9 protein-coding genes and 1 pseudogene are annotated in these 14645 nt (G+C 57.4%); 4 read left to right on the top strand and 6 right to left on the bottom strand.

Annotated features, from left to right (window positions below; genetic code table 11):
• Positions 1–198: 198 nt before the first annotated feature.
• Complete coding sequence (locus MLD66_RS07995) at positions 199–4650, bottom strand: translocation/assembly module TamB domain-containing protein (protein ID WP_247216751.1); 4452 nt, start codon at positions 4648–4650, stop codon at positions 199–201.
• Positions 4651–5023: 373 nt separating this feature from the next.
• On the opposite strand from MLD66_RS07995, the gene MLD66_RS07990 reads away from it, so the two are divergent.
• Both MLD66_RS07990 and MLD66_RS07985 read left to right on the top strand, forming a co-directional pair.
• On the top strand, positions 5024–6169 hold the full coding sequence (locus MLD66_RS07990; protein ID WP_247216749.1) for a pentapeptide repeat-containing protein: 1146 nt from the start codon (positions 5024–5026) through the stop codon (positions 6167–6169).
• Entirely contained in the window at positions 6132–6863 is a 732-nt protein-coding gene (locus MLD66_RS07985) for a DUF554 family protein (RefSeq protein WP_247216747.1), read from the top strand. The genes MLD66_RS07990 and MLD66_RS07985 overlap by 38 nt, the downstream gene beginning before the upstream one ends.
• On the opposite strand, the gene MLD66_RS07980 is transcribed toward MLD66_RS07985, so the two are convergent.
• The 3 genes from MLD66_RS07980 to MLD66_RS14520 form a co-directional block, all read right to left on the bottom strand.
• Complete coding sequence (locus tag MLD66_RS07980) at positions 6860–7558, bottom strand: Ycf66 family protein (protein ID WP_247216745.1); 699 nt, start codon at positions 7556–7558, stop codon at positions 6860–6862. The genes MLD66_RS07985 and MLD66_RS07980 overlap by 4 nt on opposite strands.
• 81 nt (positions 7559–7639) lie before the next feature.
• Positions 7640–7762 carry a photosystem II reaction center X protein gene (locus tag MLD66_RS07975; RefSeq protein ID WP_247216743.1) on the bottom strand — a complete coding sequence of 41 codons (123 nt, stop codon included), beginning with the start codon at positions 7760–7762 and terminating at the stop codon, positions 7640–7642.
• Between the two features lie 50 nt (positions 7763–7812).
• Positions 7813–9024 (bottom strand): pentapeptide repeat-containing protein, encoded by a 1212-nt coding sequence (locus MLD66_RS14520; protein ID WP_281438437.1) that lies wholly within the window; start codon positions 9022–9024, stop codon positions 7813–7815.
• Positions 9025–9125: 101 nt separating this feature from the next.
• Here MLD66_RS14520 and MLD66_RS07960 point away from each other — a divergent pair, with 101 nt between their 5' ends.
• Complete coding sequence (locus MLD66_RS07960; RefSeq protein ID WP_247216741.1) at positions 9126–10595, top strand: alpha/beta hydrolase; 1470 nt, start codon at positions 9126–9128, stop codon at positions 10593–10595.
• A 390-nt stretch (positions 10596–10985) separates the two neighbouring features.
• Entirely contained in the window at positions 10986–12266 is a 1281-nt protein-coding gene (locus MLD66_RS07955; RefSeq protein WP_247216739.1) for an efflux RND transporter periplasmic adaptor subunit, read from the top strand.
• A gap of 425 nt (positions 12267–12691) precedes the next feature.
• Here the strand turns inward: MLD66_RS07955 and MLD66_RS07950 are convergent.
• Positions 12692–13538: pseudogene (locus MLD66_RS07950) on the bottom strand (IS630 family transposase).
• Between the two features lie 188 nt (positions 13539–13726).
• On the bottom strand, positions 13727–14488 hold the full coding sequence (locus MLD66_RS07945) for a DUF928 domain-containing protein (protein WP_247216737.1): 762 nt from the start codon (positions 14486–14488) through the stop codon (positions 13727–13729).
• Positions 14489–14645 lie beyond the last annotated feature (157 nt).

Genomic DNA, 14645 nt, shown 5'->3' with positions numbered 1-14645 from the left:
ATGGATGGGGGTATGGACTGAGGTTCCCTGCCCCCGCCCTTGGTTCTAGGGAATCTCACTTCTCGCTTCTCACTCCTTACTCCTCACTGCTCGTCGCAGGGCACCGCCCCGCCCTGGTTCTGAGGAATGTTTGTATGCCTACGGCACGCAAGCTAACGTTAATCAAAGAGAATTGCTATGGCTGTTGAGGATGGCTTTTTAGAATTGTTTATTGTATTCAATAATTACCCGGTTATCCCGGTCCGAAGAACCCACCGCCCGAATCCGTAGCTGGTTATTAATCCGGTAAGCTAAAGTCAATTGGGATAAATTGGGGTCGCTGACCGAATTGCCAAAACTGGTGAACATTTGCAGAAACGAAGCAGAAAACCGGCGAATATCTAACCGCACTTCCCCCCCCAAAGCTAGGGCAGACTGTTGCAAATTGCGACTATCGGGCAGAGCGGGTAACACAGTGGGGAAAAACCGCCAGGAAATGCCGCCAAAATCCGTTTCAAAGGAACGGGAAATTTCATTTAACAGGGTTTGACTGGCGAGGCTGGTGAGGAATAATTGGGCAGATTCAGGACTGGAATTGGCGGAAAATCCCCCCAGTAGGGCAACAATTTGTTCCTGGGTGCGGCTGGGGCTACTGCTCAAGGTCAACCCGTTGGGTAAACGGCTGGCACGACCGGCAATACTGGCTTGAATCCGTACCGCCTCCAACCCCTGCACCCGTTCCGCCACGGTAATGGGCACCTCACTGGGGAAGTTCCCCTGCCGTTGCAAAATCGTTCCCGCCAGTTGATTGGCACCCTGGGTGACGGTGGTGGTCAGGCGTAAATCCAGTTCCGGGTCAAAACCGTAGCGGGGGTCGAAAACCACCTGATTTTTGTAGGTGCGGTCCAAACGGAAACGGGTGAGAAATAGGTTCACTTCCCCCCGGTCGAGGGTCAGGGTGCCGCTGGGTTGGGGTTGCGCTAAAGGACCGTTGAGGGTGAGGGTGCCCTCGGTAGTGACATTTAAGTTTGGGCTACGCACCACCTGCACCCCTTGACCCAAACGAATTTTTAAGTCCTGAAACCGGGCTTTTTGACCCTTGGGTTGACCGTTTTTTTGTCCATTACCATTGTCCACCGGGGCACTCTCGCTGACTGTCCCATTGCTGGTTTGGGGTTCCTCCGCCCCTCGGAGTAAGGCATCGGCTAGCATCACCCGCCCTTGGCTGAGTTGAATCTCACCGCCTACCACCGGGGCTTGGGCACTGCCGGTAATGGTGACTTGGGCGCTGGCTGACCCGCTGTAGATATTTTTTTGCTCGATGCGGGCGGGTAACAGGGTCAGGGTGAGGGGCTGTTTGTAGGCTGGGTCCGCCGGGGTGAGGGGACGGCTGATGGGTAAAATCCCCTCCAGGGTCAGGGTGCCGCCGTTGAGTTGGGCTTGCAGTTGTTTCGCATCCAGACGGTCATCCAAAAAGCGAATTTCCCCGGTGAGATTTTCCAAGGTATCCCCCAGACCCGCCAGGGCGACCTTGGCTCCTTGGAAGCGTGCCAGCCCGCTCAAACGGGGTTCCCGCCACGTGCCCGCCACATCTACCTGGATTTCCCCCGCGCCCCCCTGCCACTGGGCAAAGGGATTCAAGCTGTTGATCAGGTTCAGTCCGCTGTTTTTGACCTGGAGGCTCAATTGAATCTGGTCATCGCTGGCTTTGGTCGTGCTAAAGGGCAACTGGAGCGGCACACTGCCTCTGGCTCGCACTGGCTCCACGCCGCTGGTTTGGTCACTCACCAACAGTTCCGCCCCAAAGTCCAACCGCCCTTGGTTGTAGTTAAAACTGGATTGCGCCACCTGGATGGGGGTACGCTCCCAAGTACCATCCTGAATCCGCACCTCTCCCTTGGCTTGGAGGTTGGCTTGGTTTCCCCCCAAGGTCGCCCTACCGCTCACCAAGCCGGTCAATTCCCCGGGAATCGGGAGCAGTTGGGTCAGGTAGGCAATGGGAATCTGGCTGAGCAGGAGTTGCCCGGTCTGCTGTTGCCCCCCCAGTACCCCGGTGAAAAGCATTTGGCTTTCCCCTTGGACGAACTGCAAGGGCTGGAGGGTGAATCGCCCCTGTTGTAGTGTGCCTTCATAACGTCCCTGCAGGGTTAAACGTTCGGCTTTGTACTGCCCCCACGCCCAGTCCCGCCCCCGCAGGTCAAAATTCGCCGCCAGTTCCCCCCGGTGATTGCCCTCCAGGGTCGCCTGCCCCTGCCATCGCCCCCGCAATTCCTGCAGATCGGGTAACCCCAGGGCTTTTTGTTGGTTGGCGACGTACTGTTGCACCTGCGCCTGCACCTGGTTGAAATACGCCAATTGCTCCCCCAGGGGGAGGTTCGGTGCACCAACGGGGGTGACCGCCAGGGCATTGGCACCGGGCTGGGGGGTGGTGAGTAGAGCCGGTACCAGGTCTTGAATTTCCGCCTCCACCGCCTGAATCCGCGCCTGCCATCGTAACTGGGGCTGGAACCGTGCCTGCCCCTCAAAGTGATAACGACTCTGGCGTTGGTGCAATTCCCCCTGGCTGAGGGTGAGTTCCTGATTGCGCCACTGGAACTGCCCGCCCAGCTTGGTCGCCACCAGATTCCCCCAGCGAGCCTGATCCACCTGCAACTGCCCCGTCGCCCGTTGTTGCAGTCCATCCCACAGCCCCGTTCCCTGCAAGTCCCCCTGCAACAGACCGCCGCTGAACAAAGCCAGGGGAATATGGCGAAAATTCACCGCCAGTGTGCCATCCCGCCCTTGCCCTTGGATGAGGGCTTGACCCCGGCGAATCGTCACCGTGCGCGGCAATGACCCAGGCACCATATTCACCGCCACCTGGTCCTGCACCCCCCGCACATCCAGCCGCAGTCCCCGGTCAGCCGCAAAACTCGCCGTCCCCCGCAGTTGCGGTTCAAACTGCCAGTGGTTCACCCGCAGACCGATCAGCCCCAAATCCCCGCTAATTTCCGGTTGCCGCAAATTCCCCCGCAGTCGTCCCTGGAAGTCCACCTCCCCCCGCAGCGCCAAATCCAAAGGCAATGCCAGGGGCAACCCCTTGAGGTCGTACTGGCGCACCTGCACTTGCACATCGGCGGCTAGGGTGCGGGTATTCACTTCGCCCATTGCCTGCACCTGTTCCCCTTGCGCCCGGAATTGCAACCGCTCCGCCCGCCATTGCATCTGCCCCCGCAGAGGTATTTGGGCTTGGGGAGCCTGAAAGTCCATTGAGACCTGGGGCTGGGGTAACGTTCCCTGCAATTGCCCCTGTACCATCACATTTCCCACCCGCAGAGGCAGGGTTTCCCCCGGTGGCAACCAGCGCTCCGGTTGGGCAGTGCCCTGAAAACGAATAGCCAGGCGTTGTTGGGGGTCAATCCGCCCTGCACCCCGCACCTGCGCCCCAGCCAACCCCACCTGAAAACGAGGAATCTCCACCCCCCCTTGGCTAAGCACCACCTCGGCAGTTGCCTGTTCCAGGGTGGTTTGGTCAATTTTTAGGGCACCCAGGGCAGTCAATCGCCCCCGGATAGAGGGTTGCGCCAGGGCACCCCGCACCACCCACTCGGATTGCACCCGCCCCTGAACGGGGGATTTTAGCCCCAAGGATTGCGTCACCTGGGCAAGGGCTACCCCTGGTACCTGCGCCGTGAGGTCATAACCCCGTTGGAAATGGATGTTCCCAGTGACCCCCACCTCCACCCCAACCAGGCGAATTTGCCCCTGGGTCACTTGCACTTCCTGTGGAGTGAGTTGGAAACGGGCGTTCACTTCCGGTCGCACCTGTCCCCATTGGGGAGCCGCCACCACCCCCCCCCGCACTTGCACCGGTCCCGTAATCTGCGGCATTTGCCCCCTCTGCCAAGCCAGTTTGAGGTCGCTGGTCATCCGTCCCTGGCGCAGGGTCACGGGCAATGGGGTATGACTGCCCACCAATTCCCCCACCGGCGGGAGTGCCATCTCCTGGGTTTGGAGGTGCGCCTGGAGGGAATGTGTCTGCAAATCCCAGATGCCTGCCAAGTCTAGGGAGCCGCCAGCCGGGGCTTGGGCTTGGGTTTGAAAGGTAATTTGCTCCCTCCCCGGACGCACCTGAGCCTGAATCTGTGCGTAGGTCTGCGCCCGCCGGGTTGCCCAGGGCACCAAGGTCACCTGCCCCCCACGCAAGCGCACCTGGGTCACCTGCACCTGGATGGGGGGAGGACTGGTCTCTGCCCCGATGGCAGGGGTAATGCGGAGCCAGCGCCGATCCGAGGACTGGTGCAATACGGCTTGCGGTTGGATTAAATTTACCTGAATATCTAACCGCCGTGCTTGGAACAACTGCCAGGGTTGAAACTGCACCTCAATCCCCTGGACTTGCAGATAATCCGGGTCCGTCGCCGTCGCCGGGATGGTGGAAGCCCCAAAGCGTACCCCCGTCCAGCCAAACCGTTCCACCTTGCCCAAAGTGACCGGGCGGTTCAGGGTGCGACTCAATTCTTGGGAAATCAGGGGTGCCAGCTTTTCCCGCACGAAAAAACTCCCCCCCACCCACAGACCAGTTCCCGTGCCCAGGAGAATTGCCCCAGCGACCCACCAGCCCCGCCGGGGGTAACCCACCTCCTCAAACCGTGCCATGGTCTTTGCCAAACGTATCAACCCAAATCCCATACAGCGCACCCCGTTGGAAGTGATTTTGGAAATTCCGATGGGATGCCGCTAGAGCTACCTTAACGGATTTCTCGGCAATTTCCCACAGGTGAGGGCGAGGTCACTCCGGCACGCCAACCCATTGAGCTAAGTCGTGCCTCAAATAAATTCTGTACGCAACCTGTGCGGCGACGTAACTGCCTTCATGATGAAATATCGCACTGAAAAGTTCCCAATAGGGCATTGATAGGAAGCTCCCCCAGGGTACCGGAAATTCGTGTAAGATGAAGCCAAGGTGAACCTGCTTTTTTCCGTATTTTTGCGGTTGTTCTCATGGTAGTCCTGGCAATTGGTATCAGCCTGTCCTTGGAATACCCCATCGGAGCCTTGTGACATGAGCATTGCCAACCTCCTGCACCAGGCGAAGCAGGGTGACCCCCAGGCGATTGCCGCCCTGATGACCCAAGCCCTGACCGCCCAGGGGGTGACGGCGCAAGCGAAGTTACGGCAGGGCTGTTTGGAAGTCGTCCTGACGGGCAAAACCACCCCCGACCAGCGGCAATGTCTGCATATCATTCGCCAGGGCTTGACCCGTTTGGAAGTGCCGTCCATCCGCACGGTGAAGGTCTATGCCCTGCAAGCGGGGGAAACCTTCCCGGAATGGATGGAGGTTTTTAGCTTGGGGACAGCGGCCGATTCCCTACCCCCCCGCTCTACGCCCCCCATGACCCCCAAAGCTACGCCCACCATTACCAACGGGGTGTACGACTCGGGTAGCCCGGTAAACCTCACCAGTGACGAGGTGGATATACCCCTGGAAACCTATGCGGAGGAATTACTGCGGCGGTATCAAAAGGGGGTGCGGGATTTTACCGGGGTCAAGTTAATTCAGGTCTCGTTAATTGATGCGGTTTTGAATGAAATTATCTTGCAGGATGCGGATTTGAGTCGGGCGGTACTGCGGCGCATTAAAATGGCAGGGGCGATTCTGAAAAATGCGAATTTTGCGGGGGCGAATTTAATTGAAGCGGATTTGACCGAAGCGGATTTGACCGGGGCAAATTTTGGATGTATGAAATTGGGAGGTCAGGCGGTAAATAACCTGGTGGGAGCCGCCGTTCCCATTAGTACCAACCTCAAAAAAGCCACCCTCCTGCGGGCGAATTTGTCCCATGCGGATTTGACCCGTGCCGCCCTCGAAGAAGCCTGTTTGGATCAGGCAAATTTAACCGGTGCCATCCTCACCCGGGTGAATGCCAAGCTCTGTTCTTTTGTCGAAGCTACGTTGAACAAGGCGGATTTGAGTTGGGGTACGTTTGATGGGGCTAATTTTACGGGGGCAAACCTCAGCCGTACCAATCTCAAACGGGCGAATCTGGTGGGGGCGGATTTGAGTTGCGCCAATCTTTGGTATGCGGATTTGACTGAGGCAAATTTGACCCGAGCGAATCTGGGGCGGGCGAATCTCACGGGGGCTAAATTGGTGGGGACCCAAATGCCTGATGGTCGTACCACCCTTGATAAACGCTATTCACCCTGATGGTCTGTTGATGGCGTGGCTGTGGGTACTCTGGCCGAGCGGGGTGAATGCCCTGACCGTGCTGGTGGCGGGTTGGGTGGGCTGGTACGGGCGACGTTATTTGCCTGCGGCCTTGCTGGAGCGGTGGGTGCAGGGGTTGGGGGTGTTTCTTTTGGCTTTGGGGATGGGGTTGGTACTGCCCACCCGTGCCCCGTGGGTGTTGGGATTGAGCCTGTTGGGGGGGGCGGCCCTGGGGGAAGGCTTGGGTCTGGAAGCCCGTCTGAATCGCTGGTTGGGGGGCCAATTCGCCGGGGTGTCTGCGGGGATGAGTCGGGGATTTCTGCTGTTTTGTGTGGGTGCCATGACCCTGCTGGGCTGTTTCGAGGCCGGGTTGGGGCAATTCCCCCTGATTTTGCTCCAAAAAACCCTCATGGATGGGGTGGCCGCCCTGCTGTTGGGCAGTACCTTGGGGGTGGGGGTGGCTTGGGCAGGAATTCCCCTGTTCCTTTACCAGGCGGGGTTGACCCTGCTGGCCTATGGGTGGGGGCAAGGACTGCCAGAAATGGCGGTGCGGGAGGTCAATGCCCTGGGGGGACTCCTCCTGCTGGCGACGGGGCTGGATGTGTTGGAGATTAAAAAAATGCCGGTGGTGAATTTTTTACCCGCCTTTCTGGTGCAGGGGGTGTGGCTGGCCTGGGGGCAGGGGATGCCCTAAAAGTCCTCATCGTCAAAATTACTGGAATTATCCAGTTCCAGGTCGCTGGGACGACTCCGCCGGGGGGGGTATTGGGGACGAGGACGACGGGGCCGGGGCGGCGTAGTTTCCTGACGGGGGGGTGCCGCCGTGACAATAGCCGTTTCCTCCGCATCCCGGTCAGTTTCCTCCCGCTCCCAATCCCGATAGCGACTGGGGGCTGGGTTGGCCGTTTCCCCCCGCATCCGGGCCCGGGGCGATTGGGGCAATTCCGCTTCCCAGGCATCCACCGGGTCAAGCACGACTTCACTACGACGACGGCTAGGACGACGGGGCGCTTCCTCGTAGTCATAATCCCGTTGGTAATCCCGGTAGGATTCCGCTTCCCGATAGCTGGGGGGGGTGTAGTTTTCCCGGGGACGGCGGGGCGGGATTTCCCTACCGCGGTTGGGGGGATTTTTCCCCCGCAAAATCAAATTTTCCCAGGTCAGGGCCACCAATGCCCCGATCATCAGCACCTGTTGAAATACCAGCCCAAACCCCAGGTTGCCAAAATTCGCCAGCAGGATCAGCCCGCTCAGCAGACCAATCACCGCATAAACCACATCCGAGTCCCGCCGCAGGGAAGGCCGCAGTCGCCCCAGGAAGAATAAAATCAAACTTCCCAAAATTAAAATAATGCCCAAAAAAATTGGGGCGGGGATACCAATACCCACGGCAGGCTCCTTTACAGATCAATACAGAGCGGCAGAGAGACCTTCACGGCTCACGCCTAACCCCATTCTAAATGGCATTTCCTAGGACGACCGCCGGATTTTATCCTTTTGGCTGACAAAGATCAACGCCGCTGTGACGGGAATCACGACAATCACTGTCCCCGCCAGCAAACTGTACAAAAAATTTGCCAAGGTTGGAGTCATGGTGTTACCAGAATTTGCAATTCATCTATAAATTGTAACCGAAGCGGGTGCTAAGCAACCAAGCGACCGTTGGGCAGACGGGCCCCCTTCAAATTTGCCCCCGCCACCTGTTGGGTCAGCCGTGCCCCCCGCAAATCCGCTTCGCTCAGGTCCGCTCCCGCCAGCAGGACATCCATCAAGTCCGCCTGGGTCAGAACCGTGCGGCTGAGATTGGCTCCCCGCAAATCCGCCTGGTGAAAATTCACGCCGGTCAATTCCCGCCGACTCAAATCCACCCCCTGGAGATTACAGCCGGAGAGGTCACAGCGGTGCATTTTGGCATCGGTCAGGGTGGTCATGCGTAAATCCGTGCCCGCCAAGGTGACCCCCACCAGGTTGGCATTGGTGAGATTGGTGCCCCACAGTTGCGCCCCCCGCAAATCCGCCCCCATGAGCACGGCACCACTCAAATTGGCACGGGTGAGGTTGACCCGGCGCAGGTCCGCATCCGTGAGATTGGCATCGGTCAAGATGGCGGAACTCAAATCGGTCCATTCCTCCCCACCACTCAGGTCCGCCCCCTGCAACATGGCTCGGTTCAAGGTGGCCGCACTCAAACAGGCTTGGCGCAGACAGGCTCGCCCCAATTCCGCCGCCGTCAGATTAGCCCGGATCAGGTTTGCCCCCGTCAAATCCGCCCGGTACAGGTCGGCCCGGGTGAGGTTACTGCCCGCCAAATCCGCCCCCCGCAGGTTGGCCTGGGTCAAACTCACCCCGCTCAATTCCCCCTGGGTCAACACCGCCCCCTCCAGGTTAGCCTCCCCCAAATCCGCCCCCGCCAGGGCAACCCGGGCCAGATAGGCACCCTGCATATCCACTGCCCGCAGGTTGCACCCGGATAAAATAGCGCCACTCAAACTAGCTTGCTGTAAATTCCCATAGGCCAGGTCGGCTTCGGTGAGATTGGCACCGTCCAACTGCGCCCGGAACAAACTCGCCTCGGTGAGATTGGCCTCCAGGAGATTGGCCCCCCGCAAATCCGCCTCACTCAGGTTGGCCTGCTTCAAATTCACCCGCACCAGTTCCCCGTGCCGCAGGTTGGCCTGGGATAAATTCACCCCCACCATCTGGCTATAACAGAGATAGACCCCCCGCAGATTGGCCCGGGCGAGGAATGCCTCATTCAGGACGATTCCTTCCAACATCTGCCCCGCCAATTGCACCTGGGGGAACGACCGGGCACCGGCATTGTAGGCATCCCGCAGTTCGGAGGGGGTAGGCATAACGGCTGGACGGAAGGGGACAAAGGTCGCAAGCTGGTCTAAAAATGGATTGTTCCGCAGAATTAATTGGGAACCGCTGGGGAGGGAACAGCAAACGTTCTATGTTTATCATGCCTGTAAACCTACGGATTTGGCAGTGGGGTCGGCAATTTTTTGGATTTTGGGTCTTGGTGGGGTGGTTTTGCCTGCCCCGAGCCGCCCTGGCCGCCGAACGAATCGATCTGATCGCTGGTCAGACCACCTGGAGCGTCACCCTGGCGGATGTGGCAACCTGGGTTCAGTCCGGTCGTCCCCAGGGGAGTTTAACGCCCCTTACCCAACTCTTGGCACCGCCCACCCTGGAGGAATTACGCAATTGGTTGACCCACCCCGTACCCCTGACCCCAAGCCAAAGCCAGCGTTTATTGCATACGGAAGCGGCCAGTCAAGCCCTGTACCGGCTGGGGCAATTGCTCATCCCCCCTGACCCCCAAGCCCTCAAACAAGCCCTCACCCTGGTGGTGCAACAACGCCAACCCATTACCGCCCTCAACCTCCTCCAGGCATTGCCTGCGGAAACCGTGGCGGTGGATGCCCTAGCGGTAGCCAATTTGTTGATCAATGCCCAGACCCACCAGCAACAAACGGCCCAAGCCCTGGCCGCCCTCCCCCTCCTGCCGCCGACCGGCACCACCCCCGCTTTTACGGGTACGACCTGGCGGGAACAAGCCTGGAGTTTTACCCCCCCCGACCAGCCCCAGCGTTCCCTCAAGGTGCATTTATTTTATCCCCCTGGGTCGGAGCCAGTACCCCTGGTATTACTCAGTCACGGCATCGGTCAAACCGGGCGCAGTTTGATGTATCTGGGGGAATATTTAGCCAGCCAGGGCATCGCCGCCGTCGTGGTCACCCACCCCCCCCCAAGCGCCCTCCGGGAGTTTACCGAACGCCCCCGGGACGTGGGACGGGTTTTGGATCATTTAGCGGCGCACCAAGCTTGGAAAAAACGGCTGAACCTGGAACGGGTGGGTCTGCTAGGGCATTCCCTGGGGGGCTACACCGTCCTAGTGGCCGCCGGTGCCCAACCCCAAGCCCAGGGGTTACAACGCCAATGCCAGAGCGATTGGGCATTATTCAACCTTTCCCTGCTCCTCCTGCAATGCCGTGCCCTGGAAATTAACCCTTGGCCAACCCCCCTCCCTGACCCCCGGATTCGGGCCGTGGTCGCCATTAACCCAGCCATTGGTGGGATTTTGGGGGCAGAGGGTTTGGCTCCCCTCACCGTGCCCGTGATGGTGATTGGTGGGGGCGGAGATTGGGTCACCCCCGTCTTGCCGGAGCAAATCCAGCCCTTTGCCGGCCTGCGGGGACAGCACCATTATTTACTGATCCTGCCCACCGCCAACCATGTTGATGGACTGGACGAAGCCCGCCAATTGGCTCCCCAGCGACTCCCCCCCCTGCCCTATGCCCTCGCCCACCTGAGCCGGGAATTTTTCCGTACCCATTTATTCCCGAATGCCCCCGCCCTCTCGCCCGAACGCCTGCGCCAACCCACCCTCCCCCTGCGGATGATGCGCTCCCAACCCTGACCCCCTGGCAGGGCAATCATTTTTTGGAAAATATATAGCAGTCCTAAATGAGAGTGGAACAGGGGTCGCAGGGCGCCGCCCCGTTTTGGTTCTGGGTAACCCTAATGTTTAGAAATGCCCTCAAGACATAATTTTTATTTAACTTAAAAGCACCTCTATCAATTCAAAGTTAGCGGTCGCAGGGGGGTACCCCCGCCCTTGGTTCTGGAGAATTTTTGGTTGTAAATCAAGTAGGATCGCCATAGTAGTCTTAACTAAGTTTAGAACAGGGTTCGCAGGGCACCGCCCCGTTTTGGTTCTGGGTAACCCTACTATTTAGAAATGCCCTCAAGACATAATTCTTAACTTAAGATATAGTGATAATTGAATCTATCAACCTGAGATAGGGTGATGGCTATGGCTTCCCCTCGCCAATGGTTCAAATACGGATGGTGGTTGCTCCCTGGGGCGGGCATCCTCTGGGGCATAGCAGTTTGGTTGCGCCCTCCGACACCCCCTGCGGGCAAAAAAACCCCACCCCCCCGTCCCGTCGAAGTGACCACAGTTCAAAGCGGCACAGGGGTCACCCGCACGACCCTGTTGGGACAGGTAGAAGCCCTCACCCAAGCCACCATTCGGGCACAGACCAGTGGGTTGGTACGGGAAATTTTAGTACAACCGGGGGACCGGGTGCGTAGGGGGCAAACCCTGGTCATTTTGGATAACAGCGACCAAACCCTTGCCCTTGCCCAAGCCCAAGCCCGCCTGGCGGAAGAACGCAGTGCCCTGGCTCGCCTGGAAGTTGGCACCCGCCCGGAGATTATTGCCCAACGGCAAGCGGAACTCAAAGCCGCCCAAGCCCGGGAACGGGAAGCCCAAGACCGTCTGAACCGGGACACCCAACTGGTCAAAGAGGGAGCCATCGCCGAACGAGCCTTGGTGGAAGCCCGCACCGCCTTAGAGGATGCCCGGAGCAATCGCCTGCGTGCCCAAGCCGCCCTCGCCGAAGCCCAAGCGGGAGCCACTCAAGAAGAACGGGACAGCCAACGGGCACGGGTTGCCACCGCCCAAGCTCTAGTACAGCAATTAGAATTACAAAAACAACGCACTCGCATTACCGCTCCCAGTGATGGTGCCATCCGTACCCGAGCGGTGAGTGTGGGCAGTCTCGTAGAAAACGGTGACCCGGTGGTGACCCTGGTGGATGCCAGTGCCCTGGACATTTACCTGGAATTGGCGGAAACCCTAGCGGGGCAAATCCGTCCCGGTCAAAGCGTCACCCTCACCAGCCGCAGTCTCCCGGGCTGGCAAACCACAGCCTCCATCAGTGCGGTAGTTCCCGCCACCGACCCCAGTTCCCGCCGCCAACAGGCACGCATTCGCCTGAGCAACCCCCCAACCGGACTATTGCCAGGGATGGCGGTACAAGCTGATTTACAAAGTAATAGTACTCCCGGTTTAGTCATTCCCCGGGATGCCCTCACCAGGCGGAATCAGGAATGGTTGGTATTTACGATCCAGACGGGCGACCCCCCCCAAGCCCAAGCCGTACCGGTGGAATTGGTGATGGATATGGGCACTCAAGTGGTGATCCGCCATCCCGAACTCCGTCCTGGTCAGAAAATTGTCCTGCGGGGTGGGGATGGTCTGCGGGACAAATCGCCGGTGAAAATTGTGAATTCCTCCGGTTGAGCCATCGGCAATGCCGGAACCGTCACGATAAACACACGGCAAAATACAATTGAGAGTACCTCTATCAATTCAAAGTTAGCGGTCGCAGGGCAGTGCCCCGTTTTGGTTCTTGAAATTATCTTTTTACCTAATAGATTCACCACTGGTTGTATGGCAATTATAAAATCAAGAGTCACAGGGACACCAACCGGTTTTGGTTCTTGAAATTATCTTTTTACCTAATAGATTTACCACTGGTTGTATGGCAATCATAAAATTAAGGGTCGTAGGGACACCGCCCCGTCCTTGGTTTTGGGAAATTTTTATTCGTTAATCAAGCAGAATTGTTATAGCAATCCTAAATGAGAGTGGAACAGGGGTCGCAGGGGCACCGCCCCCGTACTTGGTTCTGGAGAATTATAGTCATTTCGGTTTAGAATGCGACACTAACTTGCGCAATAATTACGAATGACTTCATCAATGGTGGTACCAGGGGGAGCGTACATCCTCAATTTTTTTAATGCGCTAAAGTCATGCTCAATGTCATTGAGGTCTGGGGAATAAGTTGGCAAAAATAATACGATATGCCCCGCCGCTTCCACTAATTCTCGAATGCGTTTCTTACGATGAATCGGTGCGTTGTCCAAAATTAACACCGATAGTCTCGTCAATGCTGGTAATAAATGCACCTCTAACCATCGCTCAAAAGTCACCGCATCTAAACTGCCGTCAAATAGCATGGGAGCAATTAAATCCTTGCTATGTTTGCGCCGACCCGCTACGAGATTCTCTCGTTTATACCGCCGTCCCTGACGCTCTCCATAAATCTTTTTTCCCCGTTTAGCCCAACCATAAATCAGACTGACGAACCTCTCAAAGCCCGTCTCATCAATAAATAGCAGACTTTCTATCCCATACTTCTTGATTAATTCTCTCAATGTCCGGTAGTGTAATATTCTATCGGAATGATTTCTTTCTCGATAGCGAAACTGTTTTTTTTCTCGTGATATTTAGCCGCTTCAATTGATAATATATTGAGCTTGGCACTACCCCAAACTCTTGTGCTCTTTGCTGAAGAGTCTTATCGGGGTATTTCTCCACATCTTGATTCAGTCTGGCAATATCGATTTTCCTCTTCCTTCTCACTACTCTCGTGCGCTCCAGATTGGGTCTGTCTAGCCACCGGTACACGGTTGCTCGGTTGATGCCGAAGATTCGCGCCGCTTTCGTGATACTATTCCCGTTCTCAATGAAACTTATCACCTTTTTCCGTAAATCCAGACTGTAACACATCCTGATTCTTCTCCTTAATTCCTACTTCTCTTCTATCTTACACCCTCTTCTCATAAAATGTTGCATTTTTATTAAAAATGACTATACTGTTTGTTAATCAAGTAGGATGGCTATGTATAGATAAAAAAATTGGGTCGGAGCCTTTGACCCCAACCCCATCGCTCAAATTAAGCTAACTTTTTGTCCCCCTAGAGCCGACCAGCCAGGGGTTCCTGCGCTACCTTATCCAGTCCTTCCATCCGCAGAAGGGCGATCCAGTCAGCTTGCAAGGTGGTGTTCCCCGGTTGAGCTTGGCGCAACTCGAACAGGGTCGCTAGGGTTTCATGCCACAAACCGGCGCTGGCGTAGATGTAGGGGCGTTCATTAGCAGGTGCCTGTTGCAGTTGCCGTTGCAGGTTCTCCGGCATGGCCACCCGTTGTACCCAGCCCTGGACGTACAAATCAGCGGTGCGGTCTTTCGGGTCGCAGATCACGGACAGGTACCACTGGTAGGTCTGTCCCACTTCCAGTTCCGGGGCATTGCTGGGCAGGTCAATCCGCACAATCCCCGATTGGTTAATTCGGGTGGTGCTTTGGTACAGTTCCGCCCCCCGGCTGTCCTGGAGGAGAAACTCGACACTGCGTCCTTCGGTGGGAGGCAGGTAGAAAAACAGGCTGGGGCGAGCCGAGGCGGTTAACCCCAGATTGGAACTGGGCAGGAGGGCGGTCAGCCGTTGGTTGCTAAAGGGACACACGGCACCCCGGGCGGCACCCCCTTCCCGATTGGCGGGCAATCCCCCAGCGGGCGGGACAAACCCGGTCACACTCGTCGTACTGGGGGTGGGTCGTCTTTGACCCCATTCCAACAAACGACCAGCCCAATTTTGGAGGGGATTGGCTTGGGCGGGAGCCGCCGCTAGAGTTACAGCCAAGGTGGTGGCAGTCAGCAAGGATCGGAGGCGAGCCATCATGGGAATACTCCTAAGGAAATGAAACAAAATTAAACACCGGACTGGTTCCAACTGCTGAATACTACGAAGGCGGACATCGGCTGGATGTTCCACACATTCGCTCTTGATCCTAGATTAGCCGAGGGGTCTGGAAATGATGGTGATGGGGATAAATTAA

This window comes from Synechococcus sp. C9 (assembly GCF_022984075.1).
Taxonomy (GTDB): Bacteria; Cyanobacteriota; Cyanobacteriia; order Gloeomargaritales; family Gloeomargaritaceae; genus Gloeomargarita.
Note: the sequence above shows the minus strand (reverse complement) of the source record. Positions and strands in the feature narration are given on the sequence as shown.

Bases quoted from the DNA above. Each gene is read 5' to 3' on its own strand.
- MLD66_RS07995 (WP_247216751.1), bottom strand. From the start codon at position 4,650: ATGGGATTTGGGTTGATACGTTTGGCAAAGACCATGGCACGGTTTGAG.
- MLD66_RS07990 (WP_247216749.1), top strand. From the start codon at position 5,024: ATGAGCATTGCCAACCTCCTGCACCAGGCGAAGCAGGGTGACCCCCAG.
- MLD66_RS07985 (WP_247216747.1), top strand. From the start codon at position 6,132: ATGGTCGTACCACCCTTGATAAACGCTATTCACCCTGATGGTCTGTTG.
- MLD66_RS07975 (WP_247216743.1), bottom strand. From the start codon at position 7,762: ATGACTCCAACCTTGGCAAATTTTTTGTACAGTTTGCTGGCGGGGACA.
- MLD66_RS14520 (WP_281438437.1), bottom strand. From the start codon at position 9,024: ATGCCTACCCCCTCCGAACTGCGGGATGCCTACAATGCCGGTGCCCGG.
- MLD66_RS07960 (WP_247216741.1), top strand. From the start codon at position 9,126: ATGTTTATCATGCCTGTAAACCTACGGATTTGGCAGTGGGGTCGGCAA.
- MLD66_RS07955 (WP_247216739.1), top strand. From the start codon at position 10,986: ATGGCTATGGCTTCCCCTCGCCAATGGTTCAAATACGGATGGTGGTTG.
- MLD66_RS07945 (WP_247216737.1), bottom strand. From the start codon at position 14,488: ATGATGGCTCGCCTCCGATCCTTGCTGACTGCCACCACCTTGGCTGTA.